This is a genomic window from Arthrobacter sp. 05L421 (genome assembly GCF_056397785.1).
In genome coordinates this window covers 151,403-166,511 of sequence record NZ_JBFTOC010000007.1, presented here as the reverse complement: position 1 = coordinate 166,511, position 15,109 = coordinate 151,403, and the positions used below count along the sequence as shown (strand labels likewise).

Below are 15,109 nucleotides of genomic sequence, written 5' to 3'. Positions count from 1 at the left end.
ACCGCATGACGATTGTTTCCGACAAACCCGACGTTTCCGAGGAAGCTCCCAAGGGCAACCCTTCGCAAAGCAAAGCGTCCGCTGCCGTAAAGCCGCGGCCCGGTGCCCTAGCGGAGTCCGGCAGCCCGCTGGTCCGTCCGGACGCGGCGGCGCACCTCTCTGACGAGCAGGTCGCCGAGCTCGGCCGCGAACTCGACGCCATCAAGGACGAGATCCTCGCCAAGCGCGGCGCCAGCGACGCGGCGTACATCCGCCGGGTGATCAAGGTCCAGCGCGGGCTTGAGATCACCGGCCGCGCCACCCTTCTGGTGAGCAAGCACAAAGCAGCCTGGGTCGCCGGCACGGCGATGCTCAGCTTCGCCAAGATCCTGGAAAACATGGAACTGGGCCACAACATCCTGCACGGCCAGTGGGACTGGATGCGGGACCCGGACATCCACTCCACCACCTGGGACTGGGACTTCGTCACCCCGACGCGATCCTGGCAGCACACCCACAACGACCTGCACCACCGGTGGACGAACGTCGTGGGCAAGGACAATGACATCGGGTACAACCTGCTGCGGATGGACCCGTCCCAGGAATGGAAGCCCTTCAACCTGGGCAATCCGCTGTATAACGCGATCCTGGCGCCAGTCTTCGAATGGGGCATCGCCCTCTACGATCTTGAGTTGCCTGACTACCAGGAGGGCAAGAAGAGCAAGGAGGCCATGACCCGGGACCTCAAGGCGCTGGGGCTCAAGGCCGTGAAGCAATTCACCAAGGACTATGCCGCCACACCGGCCGTCGCCATGTTGACCGGCTCGGGCAAGCAGGCCCTGTATGGCACCTTGACCGCCAACGCGATCCGGAACGTCTGGGCGCACGCGATTATTTTCTGCGGGCATTTCCCCGACGGCACCGACACGTTCACCGAAGAGATGGTCGAAGGCGAAACCCGCGGCGACTGGTACGTCCGGCAGATGATCGGATCGGCTAACATCTCCGGGTCCAAGTTCATGCACCTGATGAGCGGCAACCTCTCGCACCAGATCGAGCACCACCTCTTCCCGGACCTTCCATCGAACCGCTACGCCGAAGTGGCCCCGAAGGTGCAGGAGATCTGCAAGCGCTATGGGCTGCCGTACACCACCGGGCCGCTGCTGAAGCAGGTCGGCTCCACCTGGGCCAAGGTCTTCAAATTGGCGCTGCCTCCGAAGAAGGCCTAGGCACACTGACCCAACCGGCCTTGAATGATTGGCTGGCGTGAGTGATTGACCAGAGGGGCGTCTGCCATCGCGGCAGGCGCCCCTTTGCCGTGTCCCTCCACCGTGGGTCCGACGCTCCCGCCCGGTTACCCGGCCCGCGACGTCCCCCCGGCAGCGGGAATCGCCGGAAATCCGCGCCGCAGCGGTTCGGCAGGCCGAAGTAACTGGGCAGGAGCGTCACACCCGGCGGCGGGCTCAGGGCTTGCTCGCCGCGCCAAGGACGTGGGCCAGCCTCGGGTTGCCGGGGAGGACCGAAAAGCCGAAGCGCTCGAGGCGCTGCACAGTGAGGCCGGCCGCCGCGATCGTGGCGGCGGTGTCACGGTTCGGGTGGCATCCGCCTGCCGCCCGGCTCCACAGCGGGGTGACCAGGTCTTCGGCGGCCGCCAGCACGCGGTGGGCGGAGCGGACGTGTTCGTAGAACAGCAGCAAGCCGCCGGGGCGCAGGACCCGGACCACCTCCGCCAGGGCAACGGACTGGTCCGCCACACTGCACAGCACCAGACTGGAGACGACGACGTCCACCGAGGCATCCGCCGCCGGCAGCGCTTCCGCCACTCCGTCTTTCACGCTGACAGGCACCGGTGCCGTGCTGGCGGCGGCGAGGGCCAGACCACGGAGCGTGGGGTCCGGTTCCAGGGCCAGCACCCTGGACACAGCGGAAGGGTAGAACGGGAACGTAGCCCCGTAGCCCGCCCCGATTTCGATGACGACGCCGTGCGCCGCTTCCACGAGCCGCCGGCGGTGCTCCGTTGCCCCGCGGGCATCCATCCGCGGACCCACGCGGGCATAGGATGCCCCGAACGACGATTCGCGGCGGTTCGTTTCCGGCATGGGAATTCCTTCCGGTCAGCCGGGATCGGCCGGGTTGAGCTTGAGCCTGCGCAGCAACTGCGCGTTCAGGGCAACCACAATGGTCGACGCCGACATCATCACGGCGCCGGCGGCGGGGGAGAGGACGATTCCCGCGAAGGCCAGGACCCCGGCCGCCAGCGGCACCGAGATGATGTTGTATCCGGTGGCCCACACGAGGTTTTGCCACATCTTCCGGTAGCTCGCGCTGGAAAGCTTGAGCATCGACAGCACTGCGCGCGGATCGTTGCCGGCCAGGACCACACCGGCGGATTCCACTGCCACGTCGGTGCCGCCGCCAATCGCGATCCCCACCTCCGCCCGAGCCAGCGCGGGGGAGTCGTTGACGCCGTCGCCCACCATGGCCACTTTCAGTCCGCGGCCCTGCAGTTCCGCGACCTTCTTGTCCTTGTCGGCGGGGAGGACCTCGGCGAACACTTCATCGATGCCGAGCCCGGCGGCGACAGCGTGCGCCACTTGTCGGGCGTCGCCGGTGACCATGGCCACCTTGATGCCGCGTGCCTGGAGTGCCCGGACAGCCTGATAGGACTCGGGCCGCACGGCATCCTCGAGGCTAACAGCGCCCAGGACCGTGCCGCCGTCCACCACGTGGAGCACCGCGGCCCCACGCTCCAGCCAGGCGGCGGTGGCGGCGGCCAAGGCCGGCGGTTCCTGCAATCCGAGCTCGCGGAGCAGGGCTGGGCCGCCCACCTGGACCATGCGGCCATCAATCGTGGCGCGGACTCCGCGTCCGGTCAGCGAGGTGAACCCGTCCGCCGCCGGTATCGGCAGTCCCCGTACCCGGGCGGCGGCAACGATCGAGCGGGCCAGGGGATGTTCGCTGTCAGCCTCCACGCCGGCCGCGAGCCCCAGCACTGTATTCTCGGCGGCGTCTTGGCTGGTTGCTGTTCCCGCGCCTGCGGCGGCGACCTCCTTGAGCTCCGGCGCGCCCCTGGTCAGGGTTCCGGTCTTGTCGAACAGCACGACGTCGACAGTCCGCATGCGCTCCAGCGCCATCCGGTTCTTGATCAGCACGCCCGCCCGGGCGGCCCGCTCGGTAGAGATGGCGATGACGAGCGGGATGGCCAGGCCGAGCGCATGGGGGCAGGCGATCACGAGGACCGTCACGGTGCGGGTGACGGCGTCGCCTACGCTGCCCATCAGGGTCCAGAAGATGAAGGTCACGACGCCGGTGCCTGCGGCGAAGTAGAAGAGGAACGCCGCGGCCCGGTCTGCCAGGGCCTGGGCGCGGGAGGAGGATGCCTGCGCCTCGGCCACAAGGCGGCGGATCCCGGCGAGGGCGGTGTCCTCGCCGATGGCTGACACCCTGACCCGCACCGAGTTGTCCGTGGCGATGGTGCCGGCCACCACGGGATCGCCCGGGGCCCGCAGGACGGTTTTCGATTCGCCCGTGATCATGGATTCGTCGAAGTCGGCCTGGCCGCCGCTGACAGTGCCGTCGGCCGGCATCCGGCCGCCGGGGCGGACCAGGATGGTATCTCCGGCGCGGAGCTCTGCGAGGCTTACAGTCTCGGTGCCGGCGGCTGTGACGCGTTCTGCCTCGTCGGGCAGCAGCGCCGCCAGCGCGTCCAGGGCGCCCTGGGCCGAGCCGAGGGCGCGCATCTCGATCCAGTGGCCCAGCAGCATGATGGGGACCAGCAGCGCCAGCTCCCACCAGAAGTCGAGATCGAAACCGCCGATGCCGAGGCTGGTCACCCAGGAGGCGATGAAGGCGACGCTGATGGCCATGGCGATCAGCAGCATCATCCCCGGTTTGCGCGTCCTCAGTTCGGCGAGGCCGCCCGTGAGGAACGGTCGGCCGCCGTAAACGAAGATCACTGTGCCGAATACCGGCGGGATCCAGGCTGAGCCGGGAAAGGCGGGAGGCTCGTAGCCCAGGAGGTCCGCGAACATGGGGCTGAAGAAGACCACGGGCACGGCCAGGGCAAGCGTCAGCCAGAACCTGTCCCGGAACATTGCGACGCTGTGCCCGGCATGCTGGCCGCGGGTGTGCACGGTGTGGTCGTCCCCGGCAGGGCCGGGGCCTGCGGGGGCGGCAGGGGGGACGGCTGGGCCCGCTGCATGGTTTCCAGGAGGCAGCCGGTGCGGGCTTTGAGCCCGGATGCCCTGGTCCGCGCCTGCGCTGCTGTGCCGGTGTTCCATGGTGCGTGCTCCTGAAGGATGTTCAGTCATCTGCAGGCTCACAAACATACCCCCTGGGGGTATTGCGCGCAAGGGGTTGCGCGAAACAGGGGCGTCAGCTGATCAGCAGTCCCAGCGCCTCGGCCAGGTGGCCGACCTCGCGGACCGAGAAGCCCGCGGGAACCGGTCCGTGCCCGTTGGGGCTGGCCGGGACCACGGCATGGGTGAACCCGAGCCGGTGTGCCTCCTGGATGCGCTGGTTGATGCCGGGCACGGGACGGACTTCGCCTGCCAGGCCCACCTCGCCGAAGGCGATCAGGCGCTGGGGGAGCGGCTTTTTGGCCTTGGCGGAAGCCACCGCCAGGGCCACGGCGAGGTCCGTGGCGGGTTCGCTGAGCTTGACCCCGCCGACCGTTGCCACATAGGAGTCGTCCTTGTTGAGCAGGCAGCCGGCGCGCTGCTGCAGGACGGCCAGCAACATGGCCACGCGCGAGCTGTCCAGTCCGCTGGTGGCGCGGCGGGGCTGGGAGCTGGCGCTCTCGGCCAGCAGGGCCTGGACCTCGGCCAGCAACGGCCGGCGGCCCTCCAGCGTGACCGTGATGCAGGTTCCCGAAACGGGCTCCTTGGTCCGGGAGACGAACAGTCCGCTGGGATCGGCGAGGCCCTCGATGCCGTCTTCATTCAAATCGAAGCAGCCGACGTCGTCGGTGGGTCCGTAGCGGTTCTTGACGGCGCGCAGCAGCCGCAGCCGCGAGTGCCGTTCGCCCTCGAACTGGCAAACGACGTCCACAAGGTGCTCCAGCAGCCGGGGCCCGGCGATGGAGCCGTCCTTGGTCACGTGTCCGACCAGCAGCGTGGTCATGTTGCGGCGCTTGGCCGCGGCGATCAGGGATGCCGCGACCTCGCGCACCTGGGACACGCCGCCGGCGCTGCCCTCGACATCGGCGCTGCTGAGAGTCTGCACGGAGTCCACCACCAGGAGCCGCGGTTCCAGCTTCTCCACCTGACCCAGGGCCTGCCCTAGGTCCGTTTCGGCGGACAGATACAAGGATTCGGCGACGGCGTCGATCCGGTCCGCGCGGAGCTTGACCTGGGCCGCGGATTCCTCGCCGGTGATGTAGAGGACGTCCTGCGCGGTGCGGGCGAACTTGGCCGCGACATCCAGCAGCAGTGTGGACTTGCCCACCCCGGGTTCGCCCGCCAGGAGGATGACGGCGCCGGGCACCAGCCCGCCGCCGAGCACGCGGTCCAGCTCGTCCACGCCGGTGGGCAGGAACGCGGCAGTGGTGGCGTCGACGTCGGCGATCCGGCGGGCCGGTTCCAGAACCGTCGTGGCCGCCGTCGTCCGGGCGACGGCGTTGCCGGTCTCCTCGACGCTGCCCCACGCCTGGCACTCGCCGCAGCGGCCCACCCACTTGGCAGTCGTCCAGCCGCATTCGGCGCATTTGTAGCCCGGTGCCTTCGGCCCCCGGGAAGTCTTCGTAGCCATTGGTCCACACTATCGGTGGCTAGCGACAACCAGGGGCGCCAGCGGGGTCAGCGGCGCTCAGGCGGCATCTGCCGTGGCAGTTACAGCGGAGGAAGGATGTCCCGTGCTTCCTTGGAATCCACGCCGGCGGCCTCGAGCAGGTCCACCATGAGCGGGCGGAACAGCATGACCACCGTTTCGCCCTCGAGCAACTGGACGTCCAGCATCCGCGGATGCAGGCGGACGGCGATCTCCCGCAGCTCGGTCCGGGCTGTCCGCAGGTGGGCGCGGCGGGCGCCGTCGTGGACTTCCGCCAGGCCCAGCGAGAGCTCGTCGACGGCGGCCGCCGTGTCCTGGAGGACCTCGGCGATGTTCTGGGTGGCCTCGTCCGAGAGCGCCGCATGATTGATGGCGCTGGTCAGGCGGCGCGCAAAGACCCGGCTGTTGCGCAGTGCGAGGTCGATGTAGTCCAGCGACTGCTCCATCTGGTCCAGCTCTTCCCGGTGCCGCCGGTAGGCGGGGGCCAGTGTGGCCACCTCGGCGGAGGCGCGCAGGGACTGCCGCATGGCGTCGACGAGGGGCTGGCAGTTCCGCCCCCGGATCAGGGCATGCCAGGCCTGGGTGGAGTCGCTGTAGGTCAGCGCCGAAGAGCATTCCCGCAGCACTTCGGCGAGCTCATGCAGGAGCTTCTTGACATCGCTGCGGGGTTCACGCCGGGGGTCCTTGGGAACGAGGACGGTCATCAGGAGGGCGAACACCAGGCCCACCACGGCGTCGATGCTGCGGGTGAAGGGACCGCCCACCGGCGCGGGCAGGAGCACCACGAGCACTGACTGCAGGCCCAGCTGGGTAGTGAAGATGGTCCCGCTGTCCAGGAACCTGGCCAGCAGGATGGAGAACAGCAGGACGACGGCGGCCTGCCAGATTCCGGAGCCCAGCCAGTGCAGCAGCAGGTCCCCGACCACGATTCCGAGCGTGCAGCCCAGGCCCACCTCGATGACGCGGCGCAGCCTGGGGTCGCGGGAAAAGCCGAGGGCAATGAGGGATGACGTGGCCGCAAACAACGGTCCGGAGTGGCCCAGGACGTATTCGGCGAACGCGTAGGCGCTGACCGCGCAGGCGGTCATCTGGATGGCCGGGCCCAGTGAGTTGCGGCTCCGGACAAAGCCGGTGCGGACCCGGACGCGCAGGAATCGTGCGCTTGCGGAGAGTCCAGTCGCGGAGGCCATGCGCTCCAGTCTATTTGCTGCCCGGGGGCGGGCGTTCACGGCTGGGGGCGATACGACTGTGACGCACAGAACACAATGGGTGCCCGGCAGATGTAAGCCAATAGCCCGGCGTCGTTAACCGGCTGTTCACTTTGGTCCGCAATTCTCTTCACCTGGGCCGCCTACGGTCGGTAAAGGTACAAACCCGTACGCATCCCTGCTGGCCATCTCCGGCCCGGCACGCAAAGCCCTGAAAGGGGTACATCTAAGTGAAGGCACTCCGCTTCGGCCGCAACGCGGCTATCGCTGTTATCGCCGTCGGCGCACTCGCGCTGACCGCATGCGGTTCGGACAACGCAACCAACACGCCCTCGTCCGCCGCGCCGTCCGCCTCTGGTCCCGCAGTCACGGGCACCCTGACCGGCGTCGGTTCCACCGCCCAGGGCGCGGCCATGGATGTGTGGAAGACCAACTTCGCTTCCGCGAACCCGGGTGCAACCGTGCAGTACTCCCCGGACGGTTCCGGCGCCGGACGCAAGGCGATCCTCGACGGCTCGGCCCAGTTCGCCGGCTCCGATGCCTACCTCAAGGACGAGGAGCTCGCCAGCTCCAAGGACAAGTGCGGTCCCGACGGTGCCATCGACCTCCCGGTCTACATTTCCCCGATCGCCGTGGCGTTCAACCTGCCTGGCATCACGGACCTGAAGCTCGACGCTGCCACCGTTGCCAAGATCTTCCGCGGCCAGATCGCCAACTGGAACGACCCCGCCATCGCGGCACTGAACCCGGGCGTTCAGCTGCCGGACCTCAAGGTCACCCCGGTGAACCGGTCGGATGACTCCGGCACCACCACCAACTTCACGGACTACCTGTCCGCTGTCGCGCCCGAGGTTTGGACCGACAAGGCTTCCGGAATCTGGCCCGCGAGCCTGAAGGGCGAGAACGCCAAGGGCACCTCCGGCGTGGTCAAGACCGTCACCGACACCTCCGGTGCCGTGACCTACGCCGACGACTCTGCCGTGAGCGGTAAGCTCGGCACCGCTCAGATCAAGGTCGGCGACTCCTTCACGAAGATCTCCGCCGAGGCTGCTTCCAAGGCAGTCGACCAGGGCAAGCCGGTTGAAGGCCGCAACGCCAACGACCTCGCCATCAAGCTGGACCGCAAGACCACGGTCGCCGGCGCCTACCCGATCGTCCTGGTGTCCTACCACATCGTCTGCACGAGCTACGACACGAAGGCCACCGCTGACCTGGTCAAGGCTTTTGTCACCTACGCAGCTTCCGACGCCGGGCAGAAGGCCGCGGCCGACTCCGCCAAGTCGGCGCCGCTGTCCAAGACCCTCCAGGACAAGGTAAAGACAGCCCTCGAGGCCGTCAAGGGCAAGGCCTAGGGATACGCTGCACCGCGAGGCATAGTGGAAACACGAGCCTGACCAAGGTTCCCTGTCCCGGGAAAGCGATCGCAGATCGCCAACCGGGGCAGGGAACCAATGCATTTTGTTCCAAACATCAAGATTTGCCGGACCCCGGCCGCGGAGGCCTCCGCAACCGGCACCCGGATCCCCATCCAAACCGAAGGACCGTGAAGTGACCACCACCTCCCTGACCAAGTCCCGGGGCGCAGGCCACACCGGTGACAAAGTCTTTTCCGCTGCCGCCTTGGCGGCAGGGTGTCTGATCCTCGTCGTGCTCTTCGGCGTGGCACTGTTTCTGGTCATCCAGGCTTTCCCGGCCCTCGTGGCCTCGCCGGACAAGATCCAGGGCGGCGAAGGATTCCTCACCTACATCTGGCCGCTCGTTATCGGCACCCTCATCGCCGCCGTGATAGCACTCGCGATCGCGACGCCGATCGCCATCGGAGTGGCGCTGTTCATCTCGCACTTCGCACCGCGCAAGCTTGCCTCCGGCCTGGGCTACGTCATTGACCTGCTCGCCGCCATCCCGTCCGTGGTCTATGGCGCCTGGGGCGTTGCGTTCCTGGCCAAGGAAATCTCCCCGGCCTATAACTGGCTGGCCAACAACATGGGCTGGCTGCCGATCTTCCAAGGTCCCGCCTCCGCCACCGGCAAGACCATCCTCACGGCCGGGATCGTGCTGGCCGTCATGGTCCTGCCGATCATCACCTCCCTGAGCCGCGAAATCTTCCTGCAGACCCCCAAGCTGCACGAAGAGGCCGCGCTGGCGCTCGGCGCCACCCGCTGGGAAATGATCCGGATGACCGTGCTGCCGTTCGGCCGGCCCGGAATCATCAGCGCCGTGATGCTGGGACTCGGCCGTGCCCTCGGTGAGACGATGGCAGTGGCGCTGGTCCTATCCTCCGGAGCCCTCACGGCCAGCCTGATCCAGAGCGGCAACCAGACCATCGCCGCCGAAATCGCCCTGAACTTCCCCGAGGCCAGCGGACTCAAGGTCAGCACGCTGATCGCCGCCGGCCTGGTGCTGTTCGTCATCACCCTCGGCGTGAACATGATCGCCCGCGGGATCATCACCCGGCACAAAGAATTCTCGGGAGCCAACTAAATGACCTCCACCCTGACCCCGGTACGCAAGCGTTCGGCACTGACCAAGGGCCAGTTGCCCAAGGCCGCGCCGTACATCGTCCTGGCCGTTGCCCTGGTCCTCGGCGCCGCGATCCTGGCCCTGATCGGCTTCAACGCCTTCGGCTGGGGGATCGTCTCCGCCATCCTCTTCGCCGCCGGCCTGGTGGGCTGGAGCCTGGTTGTGGAAGGCGCCCGCAAGGCCAAGGACAAGTTGGCCACGTGCCTGGTGGTGGGAGCCTTCCTGGTTGCCCTGCTGCCCCTGTTCTCGGTGATCTGGACCGTGCTGGTCAACGGGCTCCCCGGGCTCCTGGACCCCGGCTTCCTCACCACCTCCATGAACGGCGTCACCGGCGCCTTCGATAACAAGACCGTCGAGGAAGGCGCCCCCCTGCTGGGCGGCATCTACCACGCACTCATGGGCACACTGCTGATCACGGTGCTCGCCACCATCATCTCGGTCCCGGTGGGCCTGCTGACCGCGATTTACCTCGTGGAGTACGGCGAGGACCGCGCACTGGCCCGGGCCATCACCTTCTTCGTGGATGTCATGACCGGCATTCCCTCGATTGTCGCTGGCCTCTTCGCCGCTGCCGCCTTCTTCGCGTTGGTCGGTCCGGGCACCAAGACGGGCGCCGTTGCCGCCGTCGCACTCTCGGTCCTGATGATCCCGGTGGTGGTCCGCTCCAGCGAGGAAATGCTCAAGATCGTGCCCAACGAACTCCGCGAGGCCGCCTACGCCCTCGGCGTCCGCAAGTGGCGGACCATCCTCAAAGTGGTTCTCCCGACGGCGATCTCCGGCATCGCGTCCGGCATCACCCTGGCGATCGCCCGCGTGATCGGCGAAACCGCGCCGATTCTGGTCACCGCCGGATTCGCGACCACCATCAACACCAACGTGTTCAGCGGCTGGATGGCCTCGTTGCCGACGTTCATCTATACCCAAATCCTGAACCCGACCTCGCCGTCCAACCCGGATCCGTCCTCCCAGCGGGCCTGGGGCGCGGCCCTGGTGCTCATCATCCTGGTGATGCTGCTCAATCTTGGCGCCCGCCTGATTGCCCGCATGTTCGCCCCCAAGACAGGCCGCTAGGCCACCCCCGCGCCCCGCCGCCCATACCTCCAGCAAGTGAAGGAACACCATGTCTAAGCGCATCGACGTCAAGGACCTGAACGTCTACTACAGCAAATTCCTGGCCGTCGAAGACGTCAACATCAACATCGAGGCCAAGTCCGTCACGGCCTTCATCGGCCCCTCAGGCTGCGGCAAGTCCACCTTCCTGCGCACCTTGAACCGCATGCACGAGGTCATCCCCGGTGCGCGGGTTGAAGGCGAGGTGCTGCTGGACGGTGACAACCTGTACGGCCCCGGCGTTGACCCGGTGACGGTCCGTTCCCAGATCGGCATGGTGTTCCAGCGCCCCAACCCGTTCCCCACCATGTCCATCCGGGACAACGTGCTGGCCGGCGTGAAGCTGAACAACACGAAGATCTCCAAGGGCGAGGCCGATGTCCTGGTGGAGCGTTCCCTGCAAGGGGCGAACCTGTGGAACGAGGTCAAGGACCGTCTGGGCAAGCCCGGCTCCGGACTCTCCGGTGGCCAGCAGCAGCGCCTGTGCATTGCCCGCGCGATAGCCGTTGAGCCCCAGGTGATCCTCATGGACGAGCCCTGCTCCGCCCTGGACCCGATCTCGACGCTGGCCATTGAGGACCTCATCAACGAGCTCAAGGACCAGTACACGGTGGTGATCGTGACCCACAATATGCAGCAGGCGGCCCGCGTGTCGGACAAAACGGCCTTCTTCAACATCGCGGGTACCGGCAAGCCGGGCAAGCTGATCGAGTTCGGCGACACCCCGACGATCTTCAGCAACCCGACCGAGAAGGCCACCGAGGACTACGTTTCCGGCCGCTTCGGATAACCCGCGACGCTTCCTAGCACCCGGACCCCGCCCATTTCCTTGACACACTCCACGGGCGGGCGAATAGTTCGGCGTAGGGATTCGTTGAAGGGCGCGCAGGTGAAAGATCTCTCCAAGCCCTCGCTGGCGGCTGTTCTGGGCGTGGCTTTAAGTCTGGCTGCGTGCGGTATTCCAGGAGCCGACGCCCAACCGGGACTGCAAACTCCGACCGAAACGGCCCCGGCGCAGAAGCCGGTCCGCATCGTCACCGATCCTGCCTACACCGGATCGGCCAGTGGCGAGCTGAGCGGTATGGCGGACAAGGTCAACCTTTACGTCACCGCGCACCCGGACACCTTTTCAGGGGCCTACTTCTCTGTGGACTCCTCCAAGCTGTTCGTGGGGGTTGCCAGGCCTTCCGACGCCGCCGCCAAAGAGCTCGAAGAGCTGGCGAAGAAGCTGGATCCGGGCCACAGGCAGATCGTCCTGGTGGAGGCCCAGTGGTCCTGGTCCGAACTCGATTCGGTAAAGGACATCCTCGTAAAGAAGTACATGGGGAAGGGCCAGGAGGCCATCCAGTCGGTAGGCCTAAACACAGCCTTGGACGCAGTAGTAGTTGGAGTCCTTGGACGACCGGATATCCCGATAAGGGACAATCCGGCCGTAATCGAAATAGCCCACCACTACGGGGATGTAGTCGTATTCAGGGAAACATCCCGGATAGGCGACGCGATTGGTGGCTGAGCGGCTCTACAGGAACCGGTCCTACAGCCCGGCCACCGGCGAGAGCGCCAGCTGAAGGACGAACGCGGCGGCCGCGGTGACAACTGGGGTCAGGACCCAGAACGCCAGGATGCGGATCACCAGCAGGCGATTAGTGTCCGGGAAAGACTGGTGGGCGCCGGCGCCGAGGGTTGCCGCGGTCACCGTGTGGGTGGTGGAGACGGGCCAGTGCAGCCCGATCGCGCCCACGAGCAGCATCACCGCCGTGTACATCTGCGCGACGAATCCGCGCAGGGGGTCGATTCGGGTCAGCCGGTAGCCGATGGTGTAGGAAATCCGCCAGCCGCCGGCCAGGGTCCCCGCCGACAACAAGAGGGCCGTCAGCAGGGCCACCCACATCGGCACGGAGCCGCCGTCGGAGAGCCCGGCGGCCAGCAGCGCCAGGATCACCACCGCGCTGGTGCGCTGGCCGTCCTGTAGCCCGTGACCGAAGGCGACAGCACCGGCAGCAATGGCCTGGGCCCTGCGGGAGCGGGTGTTGACGACGTTGGGCGGCGTATAGCGGGCGGCCCAGCTGGCAGGCCAGACCAGCAGGTAAGACCCGACATAGGCGATCACCGGTGAGACCAACAGCGGTAGCACCACCTGGGACAGGAGCGAGGCGTCAACGCCCGTGACGGGGTTACCGCCGACGGCGACGCTCGCGACCCCCGCCCCGGCGAGCCCACCGACCAGGGCATGTGTGGAGGAGGCCGGGATGCCGCGCCACCACATGTACACGCCCCAGAGGATGGCGCTGAGCAGCCCGGCCAGCAGGATCGTCAGGCCGTTCGTGCCCGGCGGCAGCGACAGCCAGGCCTGGCTCACGGCCAGCGTCAGTGCGGCGCTGAGCCCGGCGCCGATGAAGTTGAAAAGGCTTGCCAGCAGCACCGCCACCGTTGGGGTCAACGCCCGCGTCCTGACGGCCAGTGCCACCGACGCGGACGCGTCCCTGAAGCCGTTGAGAAAGGCGTAGGCCCCGGCGCAGAGCAGCACCAGGGCCAGGAAGAACATCATCACGTCAGGATTCCTTGACGATAATGCTGCCCACCTGCGTGGCGATCCGGCGCATGTCCTTCGTGACTTCCACGAGCTGGTTCGCGACGTCACGGTTACGCGCGTATTGCATCGCCTTCATCTCGTGGAGCATGTCCGCCACCCAGACCCGGTGCGTGCGTTCGGCGCGTTTGGCCAGCCGCAGGATCTCGATCCAGTAGTCCTCAAGGTCGTCCAGATTGTTCAGCTTCCGCATGGCATCGACCGTGAGTTCGGCCTGGCGGCTGATGATTTCCAGCTGGTCCGCGGCGCGTTTGGACAGCCGCTCGAGCTTGTAGAGGGACACGAGCTCGGCGGCGGCGTCGAGCTTCTCCATGGCTTCGTTGAGGAAACGGGACAGCGTGTACATGTCCTCGCGGGGCAGCGGGTTTACGAAGCTGGTCCGCATATGGGTCAGGAGGGCAAAGTGCAGCTCCGCCGATTTGGCCTCATGGTTGTGCATGTCTTCCACGAGCCGGGCATGCTCGCTGGCCGGGGCACCGAGGATCTCCGAGAGGGTCCCGGTCGCCAGCACGATCTGGCGCGCCATTTGGGAGAGCAGGTTCAGTCCGGCGGACTCCTGAGGGAACAGGCGCAGCTTCACGTGGTACCGGTCTTCCGAAGAGGGGCTCGCGGGTGGAGTCGGCCGGCCGTGTTACTTGACGACGACCTGCGCATACGCATTACTTTACCGTCAGCCTCCGGCCCGGACCGGCCGGACGCGGCGTGTGACGGCGCAGTCAGCGGCCAAGCTGCAGAGGCAGCTAAAAAGGGCAGCTAAAGCCGGAGGCACAAAGGACATGAAAATGGTGCCGAACCGGATACGCCTCTCGGCGGTAGGCCGCTCTAGGCGGCTAAATGTTGAAGCCCGGGGGTTTCGCGGTTCGGCACCGCTTTCAGTTTTCTACGTAGGTTCCTGCAAGTCAACATTGACAGCCTGCCCCTGCCGTGCGTGTCGGAGGTGGTTTCTCCCCCTCATTCGGGCGTCACCGGCCCCCGGTCGGCCAGCCATTTAGTCCAGCTCGCCCAGCCGCCACGCATTGGCAGCGTGCTCGAGGTCCTCCGCAGTCTTGACCAGAAGATGCGAGTTGCGGGTGAGCTTGCTGGCGTGGTTTTCGTTGCTGTACTCGGCATTGTCGGCAAGCGTCGCCTGGCCGAGGGCCACCACGCGGCAGAATGCGGCAGAACGTTCCAGTGCGACGTCGAATTCGCCGTCGAACGCCCCGGAGAGAATGGCATCCGCCATGGACTTCATCTCATCCGCGCCGGGCGGTTCGGCGGCGCCGGCCACGACATGCGAAACCTGGGCCGTGTCCTTGCCCGCCTTGAAGTAGACGGAGATCCGCTCGGGATCCTGAATGGTGGCGGCCCGCAGCGCGTACAGGCGCCACAGGGCGCCGGGGAGGGACCGGGCGGGGCTTTCGGCCCACATTTCGGCAATGGCTTCCAGTCCCTGCTCATCGGCCAGTTTCACGAGCCGTTTGGTGACTTTGGGGTCGTCGCTGTCGCGGCCGCGGCGCACCAGCGCCTGCGCGGCCAGATGGGCCGCTTCCGAGACGCGGGCGGGATCGGCCCCGCCGGCGAAGGGCTCAAAGTCGATCGGCGCGAAGGGCTTGGGCTTGTGGTGCCGCGGGCCGGTGGCGCTTGATCCTGCTTGCTCGCTCATGCCCCCAGGCTACTCCAGTGCCGCAAGGGAATCGAGGATCGGCCGGCGCTGCTGCCGGTGACGCCGGTGACCGACGACGCCGGTCCCGGGGAATGTGAAAAAGCCGGTCCAGGTCTGGGGTACAGTGTTAACGTCCAGAAATGGACTGGGCTGAAACGCACCGCAGCAGTGGATTTGTCCGCTGGTGCGGAGCTATCGGCTGGGGCCTTTAGCTCAGTTGGTAGAGCATCGGACTTTTAATCCGTGGGTCGTGGGTTCGATCCCCACAGGGCCCACTCTTTTAGAGAAGAGTGG

The 15,109-nt window shown here is 66.9% G+C and carries 13 protein-coding genes and 1 tRNA gene; 7 read left to right on the top strand and 7 right to left on the bottom strand.

Annotation, left to right across the window (positions count from 1 at the left end):
• Positions 1 to 5 precede the first annotated feature (5 nt).
• Positions 6 to 1,208, top strand: coding sequence for a fatty acid desaturase family protein (locus AC1DKQ_RS10875; protein ID WP_476884207.1), 1,203 nt, complete (start codon positions 6 to 8; stop codon positions 1,206 to 1,208).
• Positions 1,209 to 1,442: 234 nt separating this feature from the next.
• Here AC1DKQ_RS10875 and AC1DKQ_RS10870 read toward each other — a convergent pair whose 3' ends face one another.
• From AC1DKQ_RS10870 to AC1DKQ_RS10855, 4 genes are all read right to left on the bottom strand, one after another.
• Positions 1,443 to 2,078 (bottom strand): class I SAM-dependent methyltransferase, encoded by a 636-nt coding sequence (locus AC1DKQ_RS10870; RefSeq protein ID WP_476918989.1) that lies wholly within the window; start codon positions 2,076 to 2,078, stop codon positions 1,443 to 1,445.
• A 15-nt stretch (positions 2,079 to 2,093) separates the two neighbouring features.
• Entirely contained in the window at positions 2,094 to 4,289 is a 2,196-nt protein-coding gene (locus tag AC1DKQ_RS10865) for a copper-translocating P-type ATPase (RefSeq protein WP_476918988.1), read from the bottom strand.
• A 64-nt stretch (positions 4,290 to 4,353) separates the two neighbouring features.
• Positions 4,354 to 5,727 carry a DNA repair protein RadA gene (gene radA, locus AC1DKQ_RS10860; protein WP_277525347.1) on the bottom strand — a complete coding sequence of 458 codons (1,374 nt, stop codon included), beginning with the start codon at positions 5,725 to 5,727 and terminating at the stop codon, positions 4,354 to 4,356.
• Between the two features lie 80 nt (positions 5,728 to 5,807).
• Positions 5,808 to 6,935: an FUSC family protein gene (locus AC1DKQ_RS10855; RefSeq protein ID WP_476918987.1), complete on the bottom strand. Its 1,128-nt coding sequence runs from the start codon at positions 6,933 to 6,935 to the stop codon at positions 5,808 to 5,810.
• Between the two features lie 248 nt (positions 6,936 to 7,183).
• Here AC1DKQ_RS10855 and pstS point away from each other — a divergent pair, with 248 nt between their 5' ends.
• The 5 genes from pstS (at position 7,184) to AC1DKQ_RS10830 (ending at position 12,096) form a co-directional block, all read left to right on the top strand.
• Positions 7,184 to 8,305, top strand: a complete 1,122-nt coding sequence (gene pstS / locus AC1DKQ_RS10850) for a phosphate ABC transporter substrate-binding protein PstS (protein ID WP_476918986.1) — start codon at positions 7,184 to 7,186, stop codon at positions 8,303 to 8,305.
• Between the two features lie 196 nt (positions 8,306 to 8,501).
• Positions 8,502 to 9,434 carry a phosphate ABC transporter permease subunit PstC gene (gene pstC, locus AC1DKQ_RS10845; RefSeq protein WP_476884202.1) on the top strand — a complete coding sequence of 311 codons (933 nt, stop codon included), beginning with the start codon at positions 8,502 to 8,504 and terminating at the stop codon, positions 9,432 to 9,434.
• The gene (pstA, locus tag AC1DKQ_RS10840) at positions 9,435 to 10,544 is read left to right on the top strand and encodes a phosphate ABC transporter permease PstA (RefSeq protein WP_476884201.1); all 1,110 of its coding nucleotides are present in this window, start codon (positions 9,435 to 9,437) and stop codon (positions 10,542 to 10,544) included.
• Positions 10,545 to 10,593: 49 nt separating this feature from the next.
• Positions 10,594 to 11,373 carry a phosphate ABC transporter ATP-binding protein PstB gene (gene pstB, locus AC1DKQ_RS10835; RefSeq protein WP_229995114.1) on the top strand — a complete coding sequence of 260 codons (780 nt, stop codon included), beginning with the start codon at positions 10,594 to 10,596 and terminating at the stop codon, positions 11,371 to 11,373.
• A gap of 99 nt (positions 11,374 to 11,472) precedes the next feature.
• Positions 11,473 to 12,096, top strand: a complete 624-nt coding sequence (locus tag AC1DKQ_RS10830; RefSeq protein ID WP_476918985.1) for a hypothetical protein — start codon at positions 11,473 to 11,475, stop codon at positions 12,094 to 12,096.
• Positions 12,097 to 12,117: 21 nt separating this feature from the next.
• Here AC1DKQ_RS10830 and AC1DKQ_RS10825 read toward each other — a convergent pair whose 3' ends face one another.
• The 3 genes from AC1DKQ_RS10825 to AC1DKQ_RS10815 form a co-directional block, all read right to left on the bottom strand.
• Positions 12,118 to 13,131, bottom strand: a complete 1,014-nt coding sequence (locus AC1DKQ_RS10825; protein ID WP_476919013.1) for an inorganic phosphate transporter — start codon at positions 13,129 to 13,131, stop codon at positions 12,118 to 12,120.
• A gap of 4 nt (positions 13,132 to 13,135) precedes the next feature.
• A complete protein-coding gene (locus AC1DKQ_RS10820; protein ID WP_476884199.1) occupies positions 13,136 to 13,753 on the bottom strand; it encodes a DUF47 domain-containing protein in 618 nt (205 codons plus the stop codon).
• Positions 13,754 to 14,161: 408 nt separating this feature from the next.
• Entirely contained in the window at positions 14,162 to 14,815 is a 654-nt protein-coding gene (locus AC1DKQ_RS10815) for a hypothetical protein (protein ID WP_476884198.1), read from the bottom strand.
• Between the two features lie 202 nt (positions 14,816 to 15,017).
• Here AC1DKQ_RS10815 and AC1DKQ_RS10810 point away from each other — a divergent pair.
• Positions 15,018 to 15,090, top strand: a tRNA-Lys gene (locus tag AC1DKQ_RS10810).
• Positions 15,091 to 15,109 lie beyond the last annotated feature (19 nt).